The organism is Streptomyces sp. NBC_00328 (genome assembly GCF_036139655.1).
Lineage (GTDB): Bacteria > Actinomycetota > Actinomycetes > Streptomycetales > Streptomycetaceae > Streptomyces.
The window spans coordinates 6,743,627-6,763,628 of record NZ_CP108013.1 but is presented as its reverse complement, the minus strand read 5'-3'; the positions used below and the strand labels follow the sequence as shown (position 1 = coordinate 6,763,628).

Below are 20,002 nucleotides of genomic sequence, written 5' to 3'. Positions count from 1 at the left end.
CGGTCGTACTCACCATCAGCAACTCGCGCACCTCACCACGCTTCTCTGCGTCGGCGGGTGAGATGCCCAGCAGCTCGGCAGTTCCGACACGGTCGTAGAGCGGGCCCCACCCTTCATGCGGCGACTTCTGAGGTCGCAGCTGCCGCACATTTCCGGGCTCCACCTGCTTCGTTGCGGGTGCCCGGCTCTAGCGGGTGCCCGGCTTGCCCGGCGGGCGGGCCTCGCCGGTCAGCAGGTCGCCGACGGCCGCGACGCCCTCGGCGATCGCCCGCTCCCCCACGTCACCGAAGCCGAGCACCAGCCGGGCCGGTGTCGTCGCCCGGTCCGAGCGGCACGGGCTCATGCCGTACAGGCCGACGGAGCGCTCCCGGGCCGCGGCGACGACGGCCCGCTCGTCGGCGGCCGGTGCCAGGTGCAGGACCGCGTGGAAGCCGGCGGCCAGCCCGGTGAGCCGGACCTCGGGAGCGTGCGCGGCCAGCGCGTCGACCAGGGCGTCGCGCCGGGCCGCGTAGACCGTGCGCATCCGGCGCAGATGGCGGTCGTGGCGCCCGGACTCGATCAGCCGGGCGAGGGCGAGCTGGTCGAGGGTCGGGGAGCCGCGGTCGGTGAGGCGCTTGGCCTCCGTCAGCGGGGCGGCGAGCGCGGGCGGACAGAGGATCCAGCCGATGCGCAGCGCCGGGGCGAGCGACTTGCTGACGGTGCCGATCGACACGACCCGGTCCGCGGCCAGCCCCTGGAGGGCGCCCACCGGCTCCCGGTCGTAGCGGAACTCGGCGTCGTAGTCGTCCTCGATGACGTACGCGTCCCGCCGCATGGCCCACTCGATCAGGGCGATCCGGCGTTCGGGGGCGAGGACGACCCCGGTGGGCCACTGGTGGGCCGGGGTCACGATGACGGCGCGGGCCCCGGTCGCGTCGAGCGCGCGCACGTCGACGCCGTCCTCGTCGACCGGGACGGGCACGGCCTTCAGTCCCGCTGCCCCGGCGGCGGCCGACGCGGTGGCGGGACCGCCGGGATCCTCGTACGCCACCACCCGTACACCGGTGTGCGCCAGGGTGCGCAGCGTCAGTCCGAGCCCCTGCGCGTACCCGGAGCAGACGACGATCCGCTCGGGGTCGGCCGCGGCCGCGCGCACCCGGCGCAGATATCCGGCCACCACCTCGCGCAGCACCGAACTCCCGCGCGGATCGCCGTAGTCGAGGTCCGCCGTCGGCATCGTGCGGGCCGCCTCGCGGGTCGCCCGGAGCCAGTCGGCGAGCGGGAAACTCCCCAAGTCCGGTACGCCGTGCCGGAAATCGGCGATCAGGCGCGGGGTCCCCCGGTCCCGGGAGGCGGTCGCGGGCGGTACGTGCGCTCCCTCGGCGACCCGGGTGGCGGAGCCGACGCGGGTCACCAGGTAGCCCTCCGCCTGGAGTTGGGCGTAGCAGTCCTGGACGAGGCCACGCGACAGACCGAGTTCGGCGGCGAGTCCGCGGGAGGAGGGGAGCCGTTCTCCGGCGCCGAGCCGGCCCGTACGGATCGCGTCGCGGAGCTGTCGCTCCAGCTGGGCGCGGAGCTGCTCGCCACTGTCCCGGTCGACGGACAGCAGCAGCTCGGGTGACGAACCGGCCCACTGCGGAGGCATGGAATTGGAGCTTACCGGCGGTCCGGCCGGAATCTACGGTCGTTCCCATGACGCCTTCCTCGATGCCACGGAGCTCCCGGCCGGCCGCGCGGACGCCGGTCCCGGCACCCACGCCGCCCTCGGCCGCCTCCCCGGCACCAACCCTGGCCCCGGCCCGCGCTCCCGCCACGGCATCCGCGGACCCGGCGACCGCGGCGGCCGCGGCGGCTCCGGTCGAGGGGGCCGCCGGTCGGCCGCCGCTGGTCACCCGGCCCCTGATGCTCCGCTTCGTGAGCATGATCGGGGCCTCGGTGAGCTTCTTCCTGCTGCTGTCGGTCGTCCCCGCCTACGCCACGGCGTCGGGGGCGGGCCCGGCCACCGGTGCGCTGATGCTGTCCACCGTGCTCGGTGAACTGGCCGGACCTCGGCTGGTCGGGAGGTACGGCTACCGGGTCGCGCTGGTCGCCGGTCTCGTGCTGCTCGGGGCGCCGGCGCTCCTCCTGACTCTCTCGGACTCCCTGGTGTGGATCGTGCTGGTCTGCCTGGTCCGCGGCCTCGGCTTCGCGCTGACACTGGTGGCCGGCGGCGCGCTGACCGCCTCGCTGATCCCGGCCGAGCGGCGGGGCGAGGGGCTGGCGCTGGTGGGCGTGGTCTCGGGCGTGCCGTCGCTGATCGCTCTGCCGCTGGGCATGTGGCTGGCCGGGCACGTGGGCTTCACCCCGGTCGCCCTCGCCGCGGGCGTGGCCGCGCTCGCCGCCGTCGCGTCGGTGCCGGCCCTGCCAGACCGGGACCGGGCGTCGGAGAAGCCCGTGGGGATGGTGGTGGCGCTGCGAACCGGCGCCCTGGCCCGGCCCGCGGCCGTCTTCGCGACCACGGCCCTGGCGACCGGCATCGTCGTCACCTTCCTGCCGCTGGCGGTCCCCGCCGCCGCCTCCGGGGTCGTCGCGGTGGCCCTCTTCGTCCAGCCCGCGGCGTCGACGGCGGCCCGGTGGGCGGCGGGCCGGTACGGTGACCGGCACGGGCCCGCGGGGCTCGTGCTGCCGGGCCTGCTCCTGTCGGCCGGCGGCACGCTGATCACCGCGTTCACCGGGAGCCCGGTCGCCGTCCTGGCCGGGGTGGCCGTCTTCGGAGCCGGCTTCGGCATCGCGCAGAACGCCACGCTGAGCCTGATGTACGCACGGGTCTCCGCTTCCGGCTACGGCACGGTCAGCGCGCTGTGGAATCTCGCCTACGACGGCGGCATGGGCGTCGGCGCCCTCGGCTTCGGAGTCCTGGCGGCACCGGTGGGGTACCCGGTGGCGTTCACCGTCACGGGTGTCCTGATGCTGGTGGCGCTGATCCCAGCTCTCCGGGACCTGCGTGCCCCCACCCCTCGGGAATGAGGGGGAACGGTCGCGGCCGGCCGGGAACGAGGGCCGTCGCCGGGCGACGGCGGTCCTCCCGTGACGTGACGGCAGGTGAGGGCCCTCCCCCGTTCACCCCGCCTCGCGCACCCCTTCGATCACCCGCCGCAGCCCCTCGGTCAGGGCGTCCCCGTCCGGGGCGGTCTTCGGGTCGAAGGTCCACTGCGCGATGAGGCCCGTCATCAGGGTCAGGTAGAAGCGGCCGAGCGTGTCCGCGGACTCGTCGGTCACCTCCTCCTCGGGCACGCCCATGAGGATCGCGACCAGGCCCCGCCCGCCTTCCCGCTGGGCGCGGGCCAGATGGTCGCGCACCTCGGGCAGTTCGATGGTCATGACCTCCATGCTGAGCCGCCACAGCGAGCCGGGCTCGCGCATGGTGCCGACGATGTTCGACCACACCTCGCGGAACCGCTCCAGCGAGCCGGGCGCACCGCTGATCCCGGTCACCCCGTCGCCGTCGAAGGGCATCTCCTCCACCAGCGCGATGTAAGCCTGCGCGAGCAGCGCGTCCTTCGACCCGTAGTGGTAGCCGATGGACGCCAGGTTCGTCCCCGACTCCTTGACGATGTCGCGCGCCGTGGTGCGCACGAAGCCCTTTTCCAGCAGGCAGCGCTTGGCGCCTTCGAGCAGATCCTCACGGTGTCCCATGCCCGCCAGCATACCCGCGATTCAGACAAGCGTCCCATACGGTCGTCAAAAACGAACGTCTTAAACGCTCGTACTAGACAAGCGTTTAAGACGTCCGTACAGTCGCTGTCATGACGAACCCGACGAGCACGACTACCGCCTCCGGCGCCCCGGGCGCCCTGGCCGGCCGCCGCGAATGGACCGCCCTCGGAGTCCTGATGCTTCCGCTGCTCCTGGTCTCGATGGACGTGTCCGTCCTCTACTTCGCGATCCCCTCGATCAGCGCGGACCTGGAGCCGAGCGGCACCCAGCAGCTGTGGATCTTCGACATCTACGCGTTCGTGCTCGCCGGGCTGCTGATGACGATGGGCTCGCTCGGCGACCGCATCGGGCGCCGCAAGCTGCTCCTGTTCGGCGCCGCCGCGTTCGGTACCGCCTCGGTGCTGGCCGCCTACGCGAACAGCGCCGAGATGCTGATCGCGGCCCGCGCGCTCCTCGGTGTGGGCGGCGCGACCCTGATGCCGTCGACCATGGCGATCATCCGGACGATGTTCACCGACCCCGGACAGCGCACGAAGGCGATCGGCCTGTGGTCCGGCGTCATGACCGGCGGCATCGCCCTCGGTTCGGTGATGAGCGGAGTCCTCGTCCAGTACTTCTGGTGGGGCTCGGTCTTCCTGGTCAACCTGCCCGCGATGGCGCTGCTGCTGGTCCTCGGCCCGTTCCTGCTGCCCGAGTCCAGGAACCCGGAGCCCGGCCGCTTCGACCTGCTGAGCGTTCCGCTGTCGATGGCCGCCGTCCTGCCGGTGATCTACGGCGTCAAGGAGATCCCGTCCGAGGGCTGGAAGACCGAGTACGTCGTCTCGGTCCTCGTCGGCCTGGTCTTCGCCGCCCTGTTCGTCCACCGCCAGCGCACCGCGAAGTCGCCGCTGATCTCCCCCGCCGTGTTCCGCGGCCGCGGCTTCGCACCCGCGGTCGTCCTCAACCTGATCTCGTCCTTCGGCATGATGGGCTCGGCGTTCTTCACCACCCAGTACCTCCAGTCGGTGCTCGGGAAGAGTTCCATGGCGGCCGCCCTGTGGTCCCTGCTTCCCACCGTCCTGGTGGGTGTGGCCGCGCCGGTCGCCGCGCAGCTCGTGCAGAAGGGCGTCCACCGCGCCCACGTCGTCTCCGGCGGATTCGTCGTCGCCGCCTGCGGCTACGGCCTGCTGGCCCTCGCCGGCACCGACTCCCTGTGGCTCGTACTGGCCGGCGCGGGCGTCCTCGCCTCCGGGATCGTCACCGTGATGTCGCAGATGATGGACCTGGCCCTCGGCACCGTGCCCCTCGGCAACACGGGCGCCGCCGCCTCCCTGCTGGAGACCGGCGCCGAGTTCGGCGGCGCCCTCGGCATGGCGGTCCTGGGCTCCATCGGCACGGCGGTCTACCGCCACGACATCCCGGCCGGCGTCCCGGCCGCGGCCCACGAGACGCTGGGCGGCGCGCTGGCCGTGGCCGGACAGCTGCCGGGCGACGCCGGGCGGGCGCTGACCGACGCCGCACGGGAGGCGTTCACCCACGGCATGCAGGCGGCGGCCGTGGCGGGCACGGTCCTGCTGCTGGGCGCCGCCGTCCTCGCCACGGCGAGCCTGCGCAAGGTGGCGGTGCGCGAGAGTGGCGATGTCGTCGACGCCGGGACCGGCGAGCCGCTCCAGGCGGCGGCTTCGGAGCAGAACAACGGTCTGACTCCCGCCTGAGGCCCGCTCACCGGGCGAACGGCGACCTGAACGCCCGTCCGCCGGGCGGGCCGGAGAACTCCGGCCCGCCCGGCGGACGCATGTGCCGGAAGGGCCCCTCCCGGCCAGGCATCCGCAGGCACCGGAAAGCCGCCCGGCACCGGGAAGCCGCGGGCAGAATCCCGCCCGGCCGGTCACCGGCGTGTGCCGCGATCAGGGCGGCTGCGCCGGGGAGTTGTCGGCGGGGCGTGCCAGGATGGGCGTGTGACACAGACATTCGGTACGCCGTTCATCGGCCGGGATGACGAACTCTCCCGGCTCACCGGCGTGCTGGAGCGCGCCAGGGGCGGCGAACCGCGCACGGTCCTGGTGGCCGGAGACGCCGGCGTCGGCAAGACCCGCACGCTGACGGAGGCCGCCGCGCGGGCGGCCGCCTCCGGGACGACCGTCCTGACCGGGCACTGTGTGGACCTCGGCGACGTGGGCCTGCCCTACCTCCCCTTCACGGAGATCCTGGGCGCCGCGGCCGAGGACGACCGCTTCGCTCCGGCGTTCGCGGCCCACCCGGCGGTGGACCGGCTGACCGGCTCCGGTCCGGGGCCCGGCGGCGCACCCGACGCCGGCGGCCGGCTCCGGCTCTTCGAGGCCATCACGGGTCTCCTCGCCGACCTGGCCGACATCACCCCGCTCCTGCTGATCCTCGAGGACCTCCACTGGGCGGACCAGTCCTCCCGCGACCTGCTCCGCTTCCTGCTCAGCCGGGGCGTGCTCCAGCGGCCCGGGGCCGGCAGCCCCGCCCGGCGTCTCGCGGTCTTCGCCTCGTACCGAGCGGACGACCTGCACCGCCGCCACCCTTTGCGCCCCCTGCTCGCCGAGCTGATCCGGCTGCCGGCCGTCGACCGGCTGGAGCTGCGGCCCATGGGCGACGCCGACGTGGCCCGGCTCGTGCGCGCGCTGCGCACCGGCCCGGTCTCCGACACCACGGTCAAAAGCATCGTCGAGCGCGCCGAGGGCAACGCCTTCTACGCCGAGGAGCTGCTCGCCGCGCTGCCCGGCGACGACGCCCGCGTCTCCCCCGCCATGCCCAGCGGACTGGCCGACCTCCTGCTCATCCGCATCGAGCAACTCTCCGGCACCGCCCAGCAGGTGCTGCGCACGGCGGCCGTCGCGGGGCGGCGCGTCGAGCACGAACTGCTGCGTGGCGCCGTACAACTCCCGGAGGACGAACTGGAGTCGGCGCTGCGCGAGGCCGTCGGCCACCAGCTCCTGGTCCCGGGGGACGACGCGACGTACTCGTTCCGGCACGCGCTCACCCGCGAGGCCGTGTACGCGGACCTGCTGCCCGGTGAACGCGTCCGGCTGCACCGCCAGTTCGCCGGACTTCTCGCGGGAGACGCCCGTTCGGCGAAGAACGCGGCGGAGCGCGCCCACCACTCACGCGAGAGCCACGACCTGGCCGACGCGCTCACCGCCTCCCTCGAAGCCGCCGATCACGCCCAGCGCGTCGGCGCCCCCGCCGAGGAACTGCGCCACCTGGAGGCCGCGCTCGAACTGTGGCCCGCGGTGGACGCCGGTGTCCGCCCCGACGGCGGCACGGTCGCCCTCACGCTGCGCGCCTCGGCCGCCGCCGCCAGCGCCGGGGAGACGCATCGCGCGGTCCACCTCACCCGTGACGCGCTCGCCAGGGCCGGCTCGGACGCCGACTCCGAGCTCGCCGCCCGGGTCCGGTACACCCTCGCGGGCAACCTGATGCGGATCGACAGCCTGAAGGACGCGTTCACGTACAGCAGCGAGGCGCTCGCCCTGATCCCCGCCGAACCGCCCTCGTACACCTGGGTGTGGGCGGCGGCGACCCATGTCATGGCGGCCCGCCTCGTGGGGCGGGAGGAGGACGCCGAGCGGGTCGCCCGGCAGGCGCTCGCCACCGCCGAACAGCTCCGGCTGGCCGACGCCCAGGCCGACCTGACGATCTCCCTGGTCGGTATGGAAGCGGACAACCGGCGCACCCCGAAGGGCCGCGAACGCCTGCGTCGGGCTCGTGAACTGGCCCACGGCGCCGGGAACTTCCCGGTGGAGATGCGTGCGCTGTTCAACCTGGCGATCGGGGCTTACGAATCCGGTGACCTGGAGGAGTGCCTGACCTGGCTCGGCGACGGTGTGGGCCGGGCCCGCCGCGCCGGTCTCCTCCCCTCGCCGTACGCCCTGGAGCTGCTCTATCTCCAGTCGCTGGTGCTGTACACGCTGGGCCGCTGGGACGCGTGCGCGCGGGCGGCCGCCGACGACGCCGAACTGCTGCCGACGGCGGCCGGGTTCGCGACGGGCCCCGCCCTGTACGTCGCCCTCGCCCGCGGTGAGCACGAGGCGGCCGTCGCCGGAGCCCGCGCCCTGCTCGACCGGCCGTTCGACTGGATGTCGACGCTCGTCGCGAGCATCGTCCTGACCGACGCGGCGGCCCGGAGCGGCGACGCCGAGGAGGCCGTACGGCGGCTGCGCACCGCGGCCGAGGACCTCACCGACGTCTCCGGCACCGGCCCGCCGCCGGTCGTGGCGCGGCTCGCCGCGCTCGCGCTGGCGGCGGTCGCGGACGCGGCGGAGGAGGCGCGCCGCTGCGGCGACGTGGCCGGCGGCGAGCGCTGGGCGGACACCGCGACCGAGCTGATGGAGCTGGCCGGGACCGCGGCGGACCGGGGCGGGAAGGAAGCCGAGCAGGGGCCCGAGGGCCTGGCCTGGTTCGCCCGTGCCGAGGCGGAGTCGCTGCGCGCCCGCACGGGACCGGACGTCGCGGCGTGGGAACGGGCCGTCGCGGCCTTCGGCTACGGCGATCCGTACGAGCTGGCCAGGAGCAGACGGCGGCTCGCCGAGGCCCTCCTCGCGGCGGGCCGCCGCGAGGAGGCCGGCGAACAGGCCCGCGCGGCCCACGACACCGCCGTACGGCTCGGCGCGGTGCCGCTGCGCGAGGCCCTGGAGGCGCTTCTGCGGCGCGGCCGCCTCACCCGGTCACCGGCCGCCGAGCAGCGCGTCGCCACACTGACCGCCCGGGAGAGCGACGTGCTGCGGCTGCTCGGCCACGGGCGCACCAACCGCCAGATCGGCGAGGAGCTGTTCATCAGCGGCAAGACGGCGAGCGTCCATGTCTCCAACATCCTCGCCAAGCTGGGTGCCGCGAGCCGGACCGAGGCCGTGGCCATCGCCTACCGCGAGGGCCTGATCCAGCCGGAGACGACACCGTCCGCGTGAGCGGGCCGCCGCGGACCAGGACGTCCCGCGACGCACGAGGGCCGGGACACCCGCGGGTGTCCCGGCCCTCGCTCGCGCACGGCAAGCCGTCGCGGATCCGCCTCAGACGAGGTTGACCGACCGCGCCGACGTCGCGCCGATCTCCTCGGACAGCTCGGTGAGGACACCCTGCGGCACGGTGTCGTCGACGGCGAGGACCGCGAGGGCCTCGCCACCGACGGCCGCGCGGGCGACCTGCATGCCGGCGATGTTGATGCCGGCCTCGCCGATGATGCGACCGACGGTGCCGACGACACCGGGACGGTCCTCGTACTTGAGCACGAGCATGTGGTCGGCGAGCGCGAGGTCCACGTCGTACTCGCCGACGGCGACGATCTTCTGCAGATGCTTCGGACCGGCCAGCGTGCCGGAGACCGAGATCTCCTGGCCGTCGCCGAGCGTGCCGCGCACGGTGACCACGTTGCGGTGGTCGGGAGACTCCGAGCTCGTGGTCAGCCGGACCTCGACGCCGCGCTCCTGCGCGAACAGCGGGGCGTTGACGTACGACACGGTCTCGTCGACGACGTCCTCGAACACGCCCTTGAGCGCGGAGAGTTCGAGCACCTTGACGTCGTGCTGGGTGATCTCGCCGTACACCTCGACGTCGAGGCGGGCCGCGACCTCGCCCGCGAGGGCGGTGAAGATGCGGCCGAGCTTCTCGGCGAGCGGCAGACCGGGCTTGACGTCCTCGGCGATGACGCCGCCCTGGACGTTGACCGCGTCGGGGACGAGCTCACCGGCGAGGGCGAGGCGCACCGAGCGGGCGACGGAGATACCGGCCTTCTCCTGCGCCTCGTCCGTGGAGGCGCCGAGGTGCGGGGTGCAGACGACCTCGTCGAGCTCGAAGAGCGGGGAGTCCGTGCAGGGCTCCTTCGCGTACACGTCGAGGCCGGCGCCGGCGACGCGGCCCTCCTTGAGCGCCGCGTACAGCGCCGCCTCGTCGACGATCCCGCCGCGCGCGGCGTTGACGATGCGCACCGTCGGCTTGACCTTGTGCAGGGCCTCGTGACCGATGAGACCGAGGGTCTCGGGGGTCTTCGGCAGGTGCACGGTGATGAAGTCCGAGACCTCGAGCAGCTCGTCGAGGGTGAGGACCTTCACGCCCATCTGCGCGGCCCGCGCGGGCTGGATGTAGGGGTCGTAGGCGACGACCTTCATGCCGAACGCCGACATGCGCTGCGCGACGAGCGCGCCGATGCGGCCGAGGCCGACGACACCGAGGGTCTTCTCGGCGAGCTCGACACCGGTGTACTTGCTGCGCTTCCACTCGCCGTTCTTCAGCGCCGTGTTGGCCTGCGGGATGTGCCGCGCGGTGGCGAGAAGGAGACCGCAGGCCAGCTCGGCCGCGGTCACGATGTTGGAGGTGGGGGCGTTGACGACCATCACGCCGGCCTTGGTGGCGGCGGAGACGTCGACGTTGTCCAGGCCGACGCCGGCTCGTGCGACGACCTTCAGCTTCTTGGCGGCGGCGACGGCCTCGGCGTCGACCTTGGTGGCCGAACGGATCAGGATGGCGTCGACGTCGGCGATGGCGGGCAGCAGCTCGGCGCGGTCCGCGCCGTTCACATGCCGGATCTCGAAGTCCGGGCCCAGGGCGTCCACAGTCGCGGGCGACAGCTCTTCAGCGATGAGTACGACAGGTTTCGAGCTCACGTGAGTCCTCACAAGTCCAATGCGGACGGCCGTCCCGACGGCCGCAGGCGGTGGAGGGTTTACAGCGGCCCCGGGGTGTGCCTGCACTTCTGGGGAGCCGCTCGAGCCGCGTGGAAGACGCACGACGCTGTGGGCCTGACGCGTTGTTGATGTGCAGCAGTGTAGTGGCGCCGTGGAGGTCGTCCTGCGCCTCCGCGGAAGGATCACCCGTCCGTGGCTGGACGGGATGTCCAACACCGTGTCCACCGGGGTTACCGGGGGTTCGACGAAGGGGCCGGAGCATGCCGCCCCGGCCCCCCGTCGTAGGGCTCACGCCTCGTCGTCGTTGACCCACGACATGAGCTTGCGCAGCTCCTTGCCGGTGGTCTCCAGGAGGTGGTTCTCGTCCTGGGTCTTGTACTCGTTGTACTTCTTCAGGCCCGAGTGGTACTCGTCCATCCAGTTACGGGCGAACGTCCCGTCCTGGATCTCGGCGAGGACCTTCTTCATCTCGGCCTTGGTGGCGTCCGTGATGATGCGCGGGCCGGTGATGTAGTCGCCCCACTCGGCGGTCTCGGAGACGGACCAGCGCATCTTCTCCAGGCCGCCCTCGTACATGAGGTCGACGATGAGCTTCAGCTCGTGCAGGCACTCGAAGTACGCGATCTCCGGCTGGTAGCCGGCCTCGGTCAGCGTCTCGAAACCGGCCTTGACCAGGGCGGCGGTGCCACCGCAGAGGACGGCCTGCTCACCGAACAGGTCGGTCTCGGTCTCCTCGGTGAAGGTCGTCTTGATGACGCCGGCGCGGGTGCCGCCGATGGCCTTGGCGTACGAGAGGGTGAGCGCGAAGGCGTTGCCGGTCGCGTCCTGCTCGACGGCCGCGATGCAGGGGACGCCGCGACCCTCCTCGTACTGGCGGCGCACGAGGTGGCCCGGGCCCTTGGGGGCGACCATGCAGACGTCGATGCCGGCCGGGGGCTTGATGAAGCCGTAGCGGATGTTCAGGCCGTGGCCGAAGAACAGCGCGTCGCCGTCGTTGAGGTTGTCCTTGATGGACTCCTCGTAGACCTGGGACTGGATCGGGTCCGGCACCAGGATCATGATGACGTCGGCCTCGGCGGCGGCCTCCGACGGCGTCACCACGCGCAGGCCCTGCTCCTCGGCCTTCGCCTTGGACTTGGAGCCCTCGTGCAGACCGACGCGGACGTCGACACCCGAGTCGCGCAGCGACAGCGCGTGGGCGTGGCCCTGGCTGCCGTAGCCGATGACCGCGACCTTGCGGCCCTGGATGATGGACAGGTCGGCGTCGTCGTCGTAGAACAGCTCGGCCACTGGGGTTCTCCTTGTTTTCCGGTATTTCCGGTGTTGCGTCCCACCGTACGGCGGGCGGGGGAAGTGAAGTTCTCTGGTCTCGGCATACGGGCGGACCGGGTGAGCGGCCCGCCCGTGGACCGGTGTCTTCCTGGCTTAGGCCGACCGGTCCAGTGCGCGCAGCGACCGGTCGGTGATCGAACGCGCCCCGCGTCCGATCGCGATCGTGCCGGACTGGACGAGCTCCTTGATGCCGAACGGCTCCAGCATCTTGAGCATGGCCTCCAGCTTGTCGGCGCCGCCCGTGGCCTCGATCGTGACGGCCTCCGGGGAGACGTCGACGGTCTTGGCGCGGAACAGCTGAACGATCTCCACGATCTGGGAGCGCGTCTCGTTGTCGGCGCGCACCTTCACCAGAACGAGTTCCCGCTGAACGGCCGAACCGGGTTCCAGCTCGACGATCTTCAGGACGTTGACGAGCTTGTTCAGCTGCTTGGTGACCTGTTCGAGCGGGAGTTCCTCGATCACGTTCACCACGATGGTGATGCGGGAGATCTCGGGGTGCTCGGTGACACCGACGGCGAGGGAGTCGATGTTGAAGCCGCGCCGGGAGAACAGGGCGGTGATCCGGGCGAGGACACCGGGCTTGTTCTCGACGAGGACGGAGAGGGTGTGCTTGCTCATGGGTCTGACTCGGCTCTCTCTCAGTCGTCTTCGTTGTCGCCGAAGTCGGGGCGGACGTCCCGGGCGAACATGACCTCGTCGTTGGAGGTGCCTGCGGCGACCATCGGCCACACCATCGCGTCCTCGTGGACGATGAAGTCGACCACGACCGGGCGGTCGTTGATCGAGTTCGCCTCCTCGATCACCTTGTCGAGGTCCTCCGGGGACTCGCAGCGGATGGCGTAGCAGCCCATGGCCTCCGACAGCTTCACGAAGTCGGGGACGCGGGTGCCGGCGCTCGGCTGCTTGCCGTCCGCGTCCGGGCCGCTGTGCAGCACGGTGTTGGAGTAGCGCTGGTTGTAGAAGAGGGTCTGCCACTGGCGGACCATCCCGAGGGCGCCGTTGTTGATGATGGCGACCTTGATCGGGATGTTGTTCAGGGCGCAGGTGGTGAGTTCCTGGTTGGTCATCTGGAAGCAGCCGTCGCCGTCGACCGCCCAGACCGTGCGGTCCGGCTGTCCCGCCTTGGCGCCCATCGCGGCCGGGACCGCGTAGCCCATCGTTCCGGCGCCCCCGGAGTTCAGCCAGGTGGAGGGCTGCTCGTACTGGATGTAGTGCGCGGCCCACATCTGGTGCTGGCCGACGCCGGCCGCGAAGATCGTGCCCTCCGGGGCGAGCTGCCCGATGCGCTCGATGACCTGCTGCGGCGAGAGCTGGCCGTTGTCGGGCTGCTCGTAGCCGAGCGGGTAGGTCTCGCGCCAGCGGTTGAGGTCGCTCCACCAGGCGGTGTAGTCGCCGGTGTTCCCCTCGCTGTGCTCCTTCTGGACCGCCTGGACCAGGTCGGCGATGACCTCGCGGGCGTCTCCGACGATCGGCACGTCGGCGGCGCGGTTCTTGCCGATCTCGGCCGGGTCGATGTCGGCGTGGACGATCTTGGCGAACGGGGCGAAGCTGTCCAGCTTGCCGGTGACGCGGTCGTCGAAGCGGGCTCCGAGGGCGACGATCAGGTCGGCCTTCTGCAGCGCGGTGACGGCGGTGACCGAACCGTGCATGCCCGGCATTCCCACGTGCAGCGGGTGGCTGTCGGGGAACGCGCCGAGCGCCATCAGGGTGGTGGTGACGGGCGCTCCGGTGAGTTCCGCGAGGACCTTCAGCTCGGTGGTGGCGTGCGCCTTGAGGACGCCGCCGCCGACGTACAGCACGGGCCGCTTGGCCTGGCTGAGCAGCTTGGCGGCCTCGCGGATCTGCTTGGCGTGCGGCTTGGTGACCGGGCGGTAGCCGGGCAGGTCCTGGGTGGGCGGCCACTGGAAGGTGGTCCGGGCCTGGAGGGCGTCCTTGGCGATGTCGACGAGGACCGGGCCGGGCCGGCCGGTGGAGGCGATGTGGAAGGCCTCCGCGATCGTCCGCGGGATGTCCTCGGCCTTGGTGACCAGGAAGTTGTGCTTGGTGATCGGCATGGTGATGCCGACGATGTCCGCCTCCTGGAAGGCGTCCGTGCCGATCGCCTTGGACGCGACCTGCCCGGTGATCGCCACGAGCGGGACCGAGTCCATGTGCGCGTCGGCGATCGGGGTGACCAGGTTGGTCGCGCCGGGGCCGCTGGTCGCCATGCAGACGCCGACCTTGCCGGTGGCCTGCGCGTAGCCGGTGGCCGCGTGGCCGGCTCCCTGCTCGTGGCGCACGAGCACGTGCCGCACCCGGCGGGAGTCCATCAGCGGGTCGTAGGCCGGAAGGATCGCACCGCCGGGGATGCCGAATACGGTCTCGGCCCCGACCTCCTCGAGCGAGCGGATGAGGGACTGCGCACCCGTGACGTGCTCGGGGGCGGACTGGTGTCCTCCGGAACGGGGCCGCGGCTGCGGATGGTGGGCCCCGGTGGCCTGCTCGGTCATCGGCATTCTCTTCTCGATGCTGAGGGTTTTTGCGTCTTTTGTGCGATGTACGACTGGTGCCTGTGCAACAAAAAACCCCTCGTGCCGTGAGGCAAGCGAGGGGAGCGCGCCGGGTGCGGTCGCTGGGTGTTCCGGAACTTTCCGGTGACCACCTAGCTTCAGCCGACGCGCTTTCCAAGTACGAGAATTCGGGTGCGCATGGCATTGACCCTCCCCCCGGCACGCACCGACTGTCAAGTGGGTGGGACGGGAGTCTCATTATGTGAGCGGAGGGCCGTTCCGCCCCCGAGAACGACGGGCACTCCACTCGTATACACCCCGGCGCCCCCGCCGCCCGCGAACACCGGCTCGGCGGGTCCGCTCGGCACCGGATAGTGGCCGGAAGAGAGCGCTCTGCGCAGCCGGTACTCGTCCAGCGGTCCGGAGAAGGCCATGCCCTGCCCATGGGTGCAGCCCATCGCGCGCAGCGCGACGACCTGCTCCGGGAGATCCACCCCGTCGGCCACGGACTGCAGCCCCAGATCGGCGGCGATCCGCAGCAGCCCGCTGGTGATCTTGTGCAGCCGGGCGGACTCGACGACTCCCTCGACCAGACTCCTGTCGAGACGCAGGACGTCCACGGGGAGCCGTCTCAGTGCCGTGATCGCCGCGTAGCCGCTGCCGAAGCCGTCCAGGGCGATCCGTACACCGAGACGTCTGAGCGCGTTCAGCCGGCGCTCCAGCTCGTCCAGGGGGACCCTCGGATCGGTGTCGGACAGCTCGATGATCAGGCCGCCGGAGGCGAGCCCGTGCCGGGTCAGCAGGGACTCCACTGAGCCCAGCGGCATCGAGCGGTCCACCAGACGCCGGGCGGTCATCCGGACCGCGACCGGCACGGCGACCCCCGCGGCGGTGCGCTCGGCGGCCTGCCCGACGGCCTCGTCGAGCATCCAGCGGCCGAGTTCGGCGGTCTTCTCGCCGTCCTCGGCGACCCGCAGGAACTCGGCGGGCGTGAACAGCACCCCCTGGGAGGAACGCCAGCGCGCCTGAGCGGTGACCGAAGCGATCCGGCCGTTCTCCAGCGACACCACGGGCTGGTGCAGCAGGGCGAACTCGCCGTCCTGGAGTGCGGAGCGCAGCCGGGTCGCCAGCTCCGCCCTGCGGACCACGTCCTGCTGCATCTGGGGCGCGTACAGCTCGACGCGGCCCTTTCCGGCGGCCTTCGCGCGGTACATGGCGAGGTCGGCGTTGCGCAGCAGCTCGCCCGCTCCCAGTCCCGGCTCGGCGAAGCCGACGCCGATGGACGCGGCGACCCGGACATCGTTGCCGTCGATACAGTACGGCTGGGAGAGCCTGATCCGCAGACGGTCGGCGAGTTCCCGTACCTGCTGCTCACGGGCGGTACGGTCGCGGCCTCCGTCACCGACGATGAGGGCCGCGAACTCGTCCCCGCCGAGCCGCGCGGCGGTGTCGCCGTGCCGGACGGAGTCCTGGAGTCTGCGGGCGGCCTGGACGAGCAGCTCGTCACCGGCCTGGTGCCCGATGGTGTCGTTGACGCCCTTGAATCCGTCGAGGTCGATGAAGAGGACGGCGGTACCCCGGTCGGTGGAGCGGCGCCCGGACAGGGCCTGCTGGACGCGCCGGGTGAACAGCGCGCGGTTGGGCAGGTCGGTGAGCGGGTCGTGCTCGGCGTTGTGCTGCAACTGCGCCTGGAGCCGGACGCGTTCGGTGACGTCACGGCTGTTGAAGATGAGGCCGCCGTGGTGCCGGTTGACGGTGGACTCCACGTTGAGCCAGCCGCCGTCGCCGGACCGGAACCTGCACTCGATCCGGGTGGTGGGTTCCTCGGCGTGGCTGGCCGCGAGGAAGCGCCGCACCTCGTGGACCACGCAGCCGAGGTCCTCGGGGTGGATGAGCGAGGCGAGTTCGGAGCCGACGAGTTCCTCGGCGTCACGGCCGTAGACCCCGGCGGCGGCCGGGCTGACGTACCTCAGGATGCCGTTCGGCGCGGCGATCATGATGACGTCGCTCGAACCCTGCACCAGGGAGCGGAAGTGGTTCTCCTTCTGGGCCAGTTCCTGGGTGAGGGTGATGTTGTCGAGCAGCATGATGCCCTGGCGCACCACCAGGGCCAGCACGACGAGGCCGGCGGTGACGAGCACCACGCGGTCCACCCGGCGTCCGTTCAGGATGTTGTAGAGGATCCCCAACGTGCAGACGGCGGCGGCCAGATAGGGCGTCAGCGCGGCCAGCGATCCCGTGATCGGACGCGCCGCCGGAGAGCGGCCGGGTCCGTGGCCCTGGGAGTCCGCGGGCGCGGATCCGTCCTGCCGCGGTCCCTGGGAGGGGTCCGGCTCCTCGTGCCGGCCCTGGCCCTCGTGGGATCCGGGCTCCTCCTGCGGGGCTCCCGGTCCGTACGGCGTGCGGGTCCCCTCGGGTCCGGACGACGTGTGGCTTCCCGGGGGCCCGTACTGCCCTTCCCTGCGCTGTCCCGGGATGACCTCGTGCGCCACGCGCGTGTGCTCCTGCGATCCCTGCTCGTCGGGTCCGCGGGGGTCCGGCCCGCGCGGGTCCGGGCCGTACGCGTCGATGCCGCGCTCGCCGCTGTCGTACTCCTCGGTGGCGTGCTCCTCGATGCCGTGCTCCTCCGCCTCGTTCCCGTGCCGGGTGACGACCCAGGGGGCGTACGCGAGGAGCAGCGAGCCGGCGAACCAGCCCGCGTCGAGGAGCTGGCCCGAGTGGTAGCTGTTGTGCAGGAGGGGCGAGGTGAACAGCGCGTCGCACATCACGGTCAGGGCGAGCGCCCCGATCGCCGTGTTCACCGCCGACCTGTTCACCGACGAGCGCCTGAAGTGCAGCGCCAGCACCATGCTGACCAGCGCGATGTCCAGCAGCGGGTACGCGAGCGACAGCGCGGTGTGCGCGACGCTCGGCCCGTCGAACTTCGCGGCCTGGGCGAGCGCCAGACTCCAGGACAGGGTGAGCAGCGATCCGCCGATCAGCCAGGCGTCCAGCGCGAGACACACCCAGCCCGCCCGGGTGACGGGCCGCTTGGCGAGCACCAGCAGTCCCACGATGGCGGGCGGCGCGAAGCAGAGGAAGAACAGATCGGCGTAGCTCGGGGTGGGCACGGGGCGGTCGAGGACGACCTCGTACCACCCCCAGACCAGGTTTCCGAGCGAGGCCATCACCGAGGAGAGGGCGAACAGCAGCCACGCGGGCCGAAAGCGGCTGCGGCGGCCACGGGCGTAGAGGAAGCAGGAGACCGCCGCGGTGCCCGCGGCGGCGCTCAGCCCGAAGTCGCCCATGACCAGTGCCAGGCTCGTGGAGCCCCAGCCGAGCGCGGAACCGACGGCGTAGGCCGCGCACACCAGGGCCAGCACGAGTTGCGAGAACAGGCCCGTCCCGCCGTCGAACACCGTCCGACGGGTCAGCAGCGCTCCGGGGGAGCTCACCGGGCCCACCGGGTCCGTGCCCCGGGGTCCCGCTGGTCCCGGTGCGCCGGATGTCCGTGCCTCCGGCGGCCCTGGTGCCTGCGGTGGTGATGGCTGCCGTGACCGCGGCTGTGCGTGGCCGCGCGCCAGGGTCGTCGGCGGCGGCCCCGCCGCGTCGGATCGTTGGTCCATAGGCCGTGCATCGCCCGTCGCCCCCCTCGCAGTCTCAATGTCCGTCCCCGGCGCCGAACGGTGCGCGGCGCAGCCCCTGTCGGGACGATACACCAGTCTCGTCACTCAGGGACATAGTTCCTCTACGCTGCGTAACGACCAGGGACTATGTCGGCACTGCCCGCATCCGGAGAACTGCGGAGCGTGCCCGAGGCGGGACGGCGAGCGGACAGGGCGTCGCTCAGGTGCCGGTGGTAAGGACCACGTTGCGCAGCGGCTCCCGGTTCACGAAGCGGGTCAGCTGATCCGCGAGCAGTCGCTTGGCGCGCGGCCAGAACGCCGAGGTCGGCCCTCCGACGTGGGGGCTGATGAGCACGCCGGGCGCGTGCCACAACGGGTGGCCCGGGGGCAGCGGTTCGGGGTCGGTGACGTCGAGGGCCGCGGTGATGCGCCCGCTCTTCAGCTCGCCGACCAGCGCGTCCGTGTCGACGACGGGGCCGCGGGCCACGTTCACCAGGAGCGCGCCGTCCTTCATCCGGGACAGGAAGTCGGCGTTCACCAGGCCGCGGGTGCTGTCCGTGAGCGGCGTGGTCAGCACGACGACGTCGAAGTCGGGAAGCAGGGAGGGCAGTTCGGCGAGGGGGCGCACAGGACCGCGCGCCGTGGCACGGGCGGAGCGTGCGACGCGCGCGACCCGCGCGAGCTCGAACGGCGTGAGCCTGTCCTCGATGGCGGACCCGATCGCCCCGTACCCCACGATGAGAACGGACTTGTCGGCCAGTGAGGGACGGAAGCCCGTGCGCCACTCCTGCTTGTCCTGGCCCCGCACGAAGTCGGGGATCCCGCGCAGCGAGGCGAGGATCAGGGCGAGCGTGAGTTCCGCGGTGCTCGCCTCGTGCACCCCGCGGGCGTTGCACAACACCACGCCGGAGGGAAGGGAGTTGAGGCTCGGCAGGACGTGGTCGACACCGGCGGAGAGGGTCTGCACGGCCCGGAGCGAGGTCATTTCGGCCATCGGCCGCCGCGAGACGGCGGGCGGCTTCATGTAGGGCACGACATAGAACACGCAGTCGGCGGGATCCGCGGGGAACTCCTGGCCGCCGTCCCAGAAACGGTAGTCGGGGCCCTCGGGGAGTCCGTCGATCTCGTCCGCGTGAAAGGGGAGCCAGACATCGGAAGTCATGGTCAGGAGGTTATGCCAGCCGCCCATGCGCACAGGTTAGGTTGGGGTCCGGCAGAAGGAGGATCACGGCCAGGTGGAGCGCAGAACGATCGGGGCGGCGGCGCTCTGTGTGGGGGCGGTCGGACTCGGATGCATGCCGATGAGCTGGGCTTACACCGGGTCGCAACGGCGTGGCGAGGAGTCGCTGCGTGCGGTGAACGCGGCACTGGACCGGGGGTCGACGCTGCTCGACACGGCCGACATGTACGGGCCCTTCACCAATGAGCTGCTCGTCGGGCGCGTCCTGAAGGAGCGGCGCTCCGAGGCCTTCGTGTCGACCAAGGTCGGCCTGCTGGTGGGTGATCAGCACCTCGTGGCCAACGGCCGCCCAGGCTATGTGAAGCGGGCCTGCGACGCCTCGCTGCGCCGGCTCCAGACGGACGTCATCGATCTCTACCAGTTGCACCGCGCGGACCCGGAAGTGCCGGTCGAGGAGACGTGGGGCGCGATGGCCGAGCTCGTCGCGGCCGGAAAGGTCCGCTCGCTCGGGCTGTGCGCGGTGGGCGCGGGGTCCGGCCGCCGGGCGGGGGCGCGGCCGCACGACGGAACGATCCGGCTGCTGGAGCGGGTGCAGCAGGTCTTCCCGGTGAGCACCGTGCAGGCCGAGCTGTCGGTGTGGTCGGCGGAGGCGCTGGACGCGCTGCTGCCGTGGTGTGCGGCGCGCGGTGTCGGGTTCCTCGCCGCGATGCCGCTCGGCAACGGCTTCCTGACCGGCACGCTGACCCCCGGCGAGGGCTTCGAGCCCGACGATCCACGGGCCCGCCATCCTCGTTTCACCGCCGAGATGATGGCGGCGAACCAGCCCATCGTCGTCGGTCTGCGGCGCGTCGCGCGGAGGCACGGGAGCGGTGCCCGTCCCGTCACACCCGCGCAGGTGGCGCTGGCGTGGGTGCTGGCGCAGGGTCCGCATGTCGTCCCGGTGCCGGGGGCCAAGCGGGAGCGCTGGGCCGTCGAGAACGCGGGGGCGGCCGGACTGCGGCTGACGGCGGAGGATCTCGCCGAGGTGGCGGCGCTGCCGGGGGCGCTGGGATCCTGGGACTGACCGGCGATCGCGGAGCCCGGCGCGGATCGCCC

At 72.2% G+C, this 20,002-nt stretch carries 12 protein-coding genes; 4 read left to right on the top strand and 8 right to left on the bottom strand.

The window, feature by feature from the left end; genetic code table 11:
• Positions 1–187 precede the first annotated feature (187 nt).
• A complete protein-coding gene (gene pdxR, locus OG485_RS29790; RefSeq protein WP_328671611.1) occupies positions 188–1,624 on the bottom strand; it encodes a MocR-like pyridoxine biosynthesis transcription factor PdxR in 1,437 nt (478 codons plus the stop codon).
• Positions 1,625–1,671: 47 nt separating this feature from the next.
• Between pdxR and OG485_RS29785 the strand changes: the two genes are divergently transcribed.
• Entirely contained in the window at positions 1,672–2,985 is a 1,314-nt protein-coding gene (locus OG485_RS29785; protein ID WP_328671609.1) for an MFS transporter, read from the top strand.
• Positions 2,986–3,078: 93 nt separating this feature from the next.
• Here the strand turns inward: OG485_RS29785 and OG485_RS29780 are convergent, their stop codons facing one another.
• Positions 3,079–3,654: a TetR/AcrR family transcriptional regulator gene (locus OG485_RS29780; protein ID WP_328671607.1), complete on the bottom strand. Its 576-nt coding sequence runs from the start codon at positions 3,652–3,654 to the stop codon at positions 3,079–3,081.
• 110 nt (positions 3,655–3,764) lie between these two features.
• On the opposite strand from OG485_RS29780, the gene OG485_RS29775 reads away from it, so the two are divergent.
• Together OG485_RS29775 and OG485_RS29770 are read left to right on the top strand one after the other, a co-directional pair.
• Positions 3,765–5,369: an MFS transporter gene (locus OG485_RS29775; RefSeq protein WP_328671605.1), complete on the top strand. Its 1,605-nt coding sequence runs from the start codon at positions 3,765–3,767 to the stop codon at positions 5,367–5,369.
• 243 nt (positions 5,370–5,612) lie between these two features.
• Positions 5,613–8,585, top strand: a complete 2,973-nt coding sequence (locus OG485_RS29770; protein ID WP_328671603.1) for an ATP-binding protein — start codon at positions 5,613–5,615, stop codon at positions 8,583–8,585.
• A 102-nt stretch (positions 8,586–8,687) separates the two neighbouring features.
• Here OG485_RS29770 and serA read toward each other — a convergent pair whose 3' ends face one another.
• The 6 genes from serA to OG485_RS29740 all read right to left on the bottom strand — a co-directional run bounded on the left by serA (position 8,688) and on the right by OG485_RS29740 (position 18,889).
• The gene (serA, locus tag OG485_RS29765) at positions 8,688–10,277 is read right to left on the bottom strand and encodes a phosphoglycerate dehydrogenase (protein WP_328671601.1); all 1,590 of its coding nucleotides are present in this window, start codon (positions 10,275–10,277) and stop codon (positions 8,688–8,690) included.
• A 309-nt stretch (positions 10,278–10,586) separates the two neighbouring features.
• On the bottom strand, positions 10,587–11,588 hold the full coding sequence (gene ilvC / locus OG485_RS29760; RefSeq protein WP_326785360.1) for a ketol-acid reductoisomerase: 1,002 nt from the start codon (positions 11,586–11,588) through the stop codon (positions 10,587–10,589).
• A gap of 135 nt (positions 11,589–11,723) precedes the next feature.
• Positions 11,724–12,251, bottom strand: a complete 528-nt coding sequence (ilvN, locus tag OG485_RS29755; RefSeq protein WP_037622651.1) for an acetolactate synthase small subunit — start codon at positions 12,249–12,251, stop codon at positions 11,724–11,726.
• 20 nt (positions 12,252–12,271) lie between these two features.
• Positions 12,272–14,128 (bottom strand): acetolactate synthase large subunit, encoded by a 1,857-nt coding sequence (locus OG485_RS29750; protein WP_328671594.1) that lies wholly within the window; start codon positions 14,126–14,128, stop codon positions 12,272–12,274.
• A gap of 227 nt (positions 14,129–14,355) precedes the next feature.
• Positions 14,356–17,727, bottom strand: coding sequence for an EAL domain-containing protein (locus OG485_RS29745; protein ID WP_443048784.1), 3,372 nt, complete (start codon positions 17,725–17,727; stop codon positions 14,356–14,358).
• Between the two features lie 220 nt (positions 17,728–17,947).
• Entirely contained in the window at positions 17,948–18,889 is a 942-nt protein-coding gene (locus OG485_RS29740; RefSeq protein WP_328671590.1) for a 2-hydroxyacid dehydrogenase, read from the bottom strand.
• Between the two features lie 73 nt (positions 18,890–18,962).
• On the opposite strand from OG485_RS29740, the gene OG485_RS29735 reads away from it, so the two are divergent.
• The gene (locus OG485_RS29735; protein WP_328671588.1) at positions 18,963–19,970 is read left to right on the top strand and encodes an aldo/keto reductase; all 1,008 of its coding nucleotides are present in this window, start codon (positions 18,963–18,965) and stop codon (positions 19,968–19,970) included.
• Positions 19,971–20,002 lie beyond the last annotated feature (32 nt).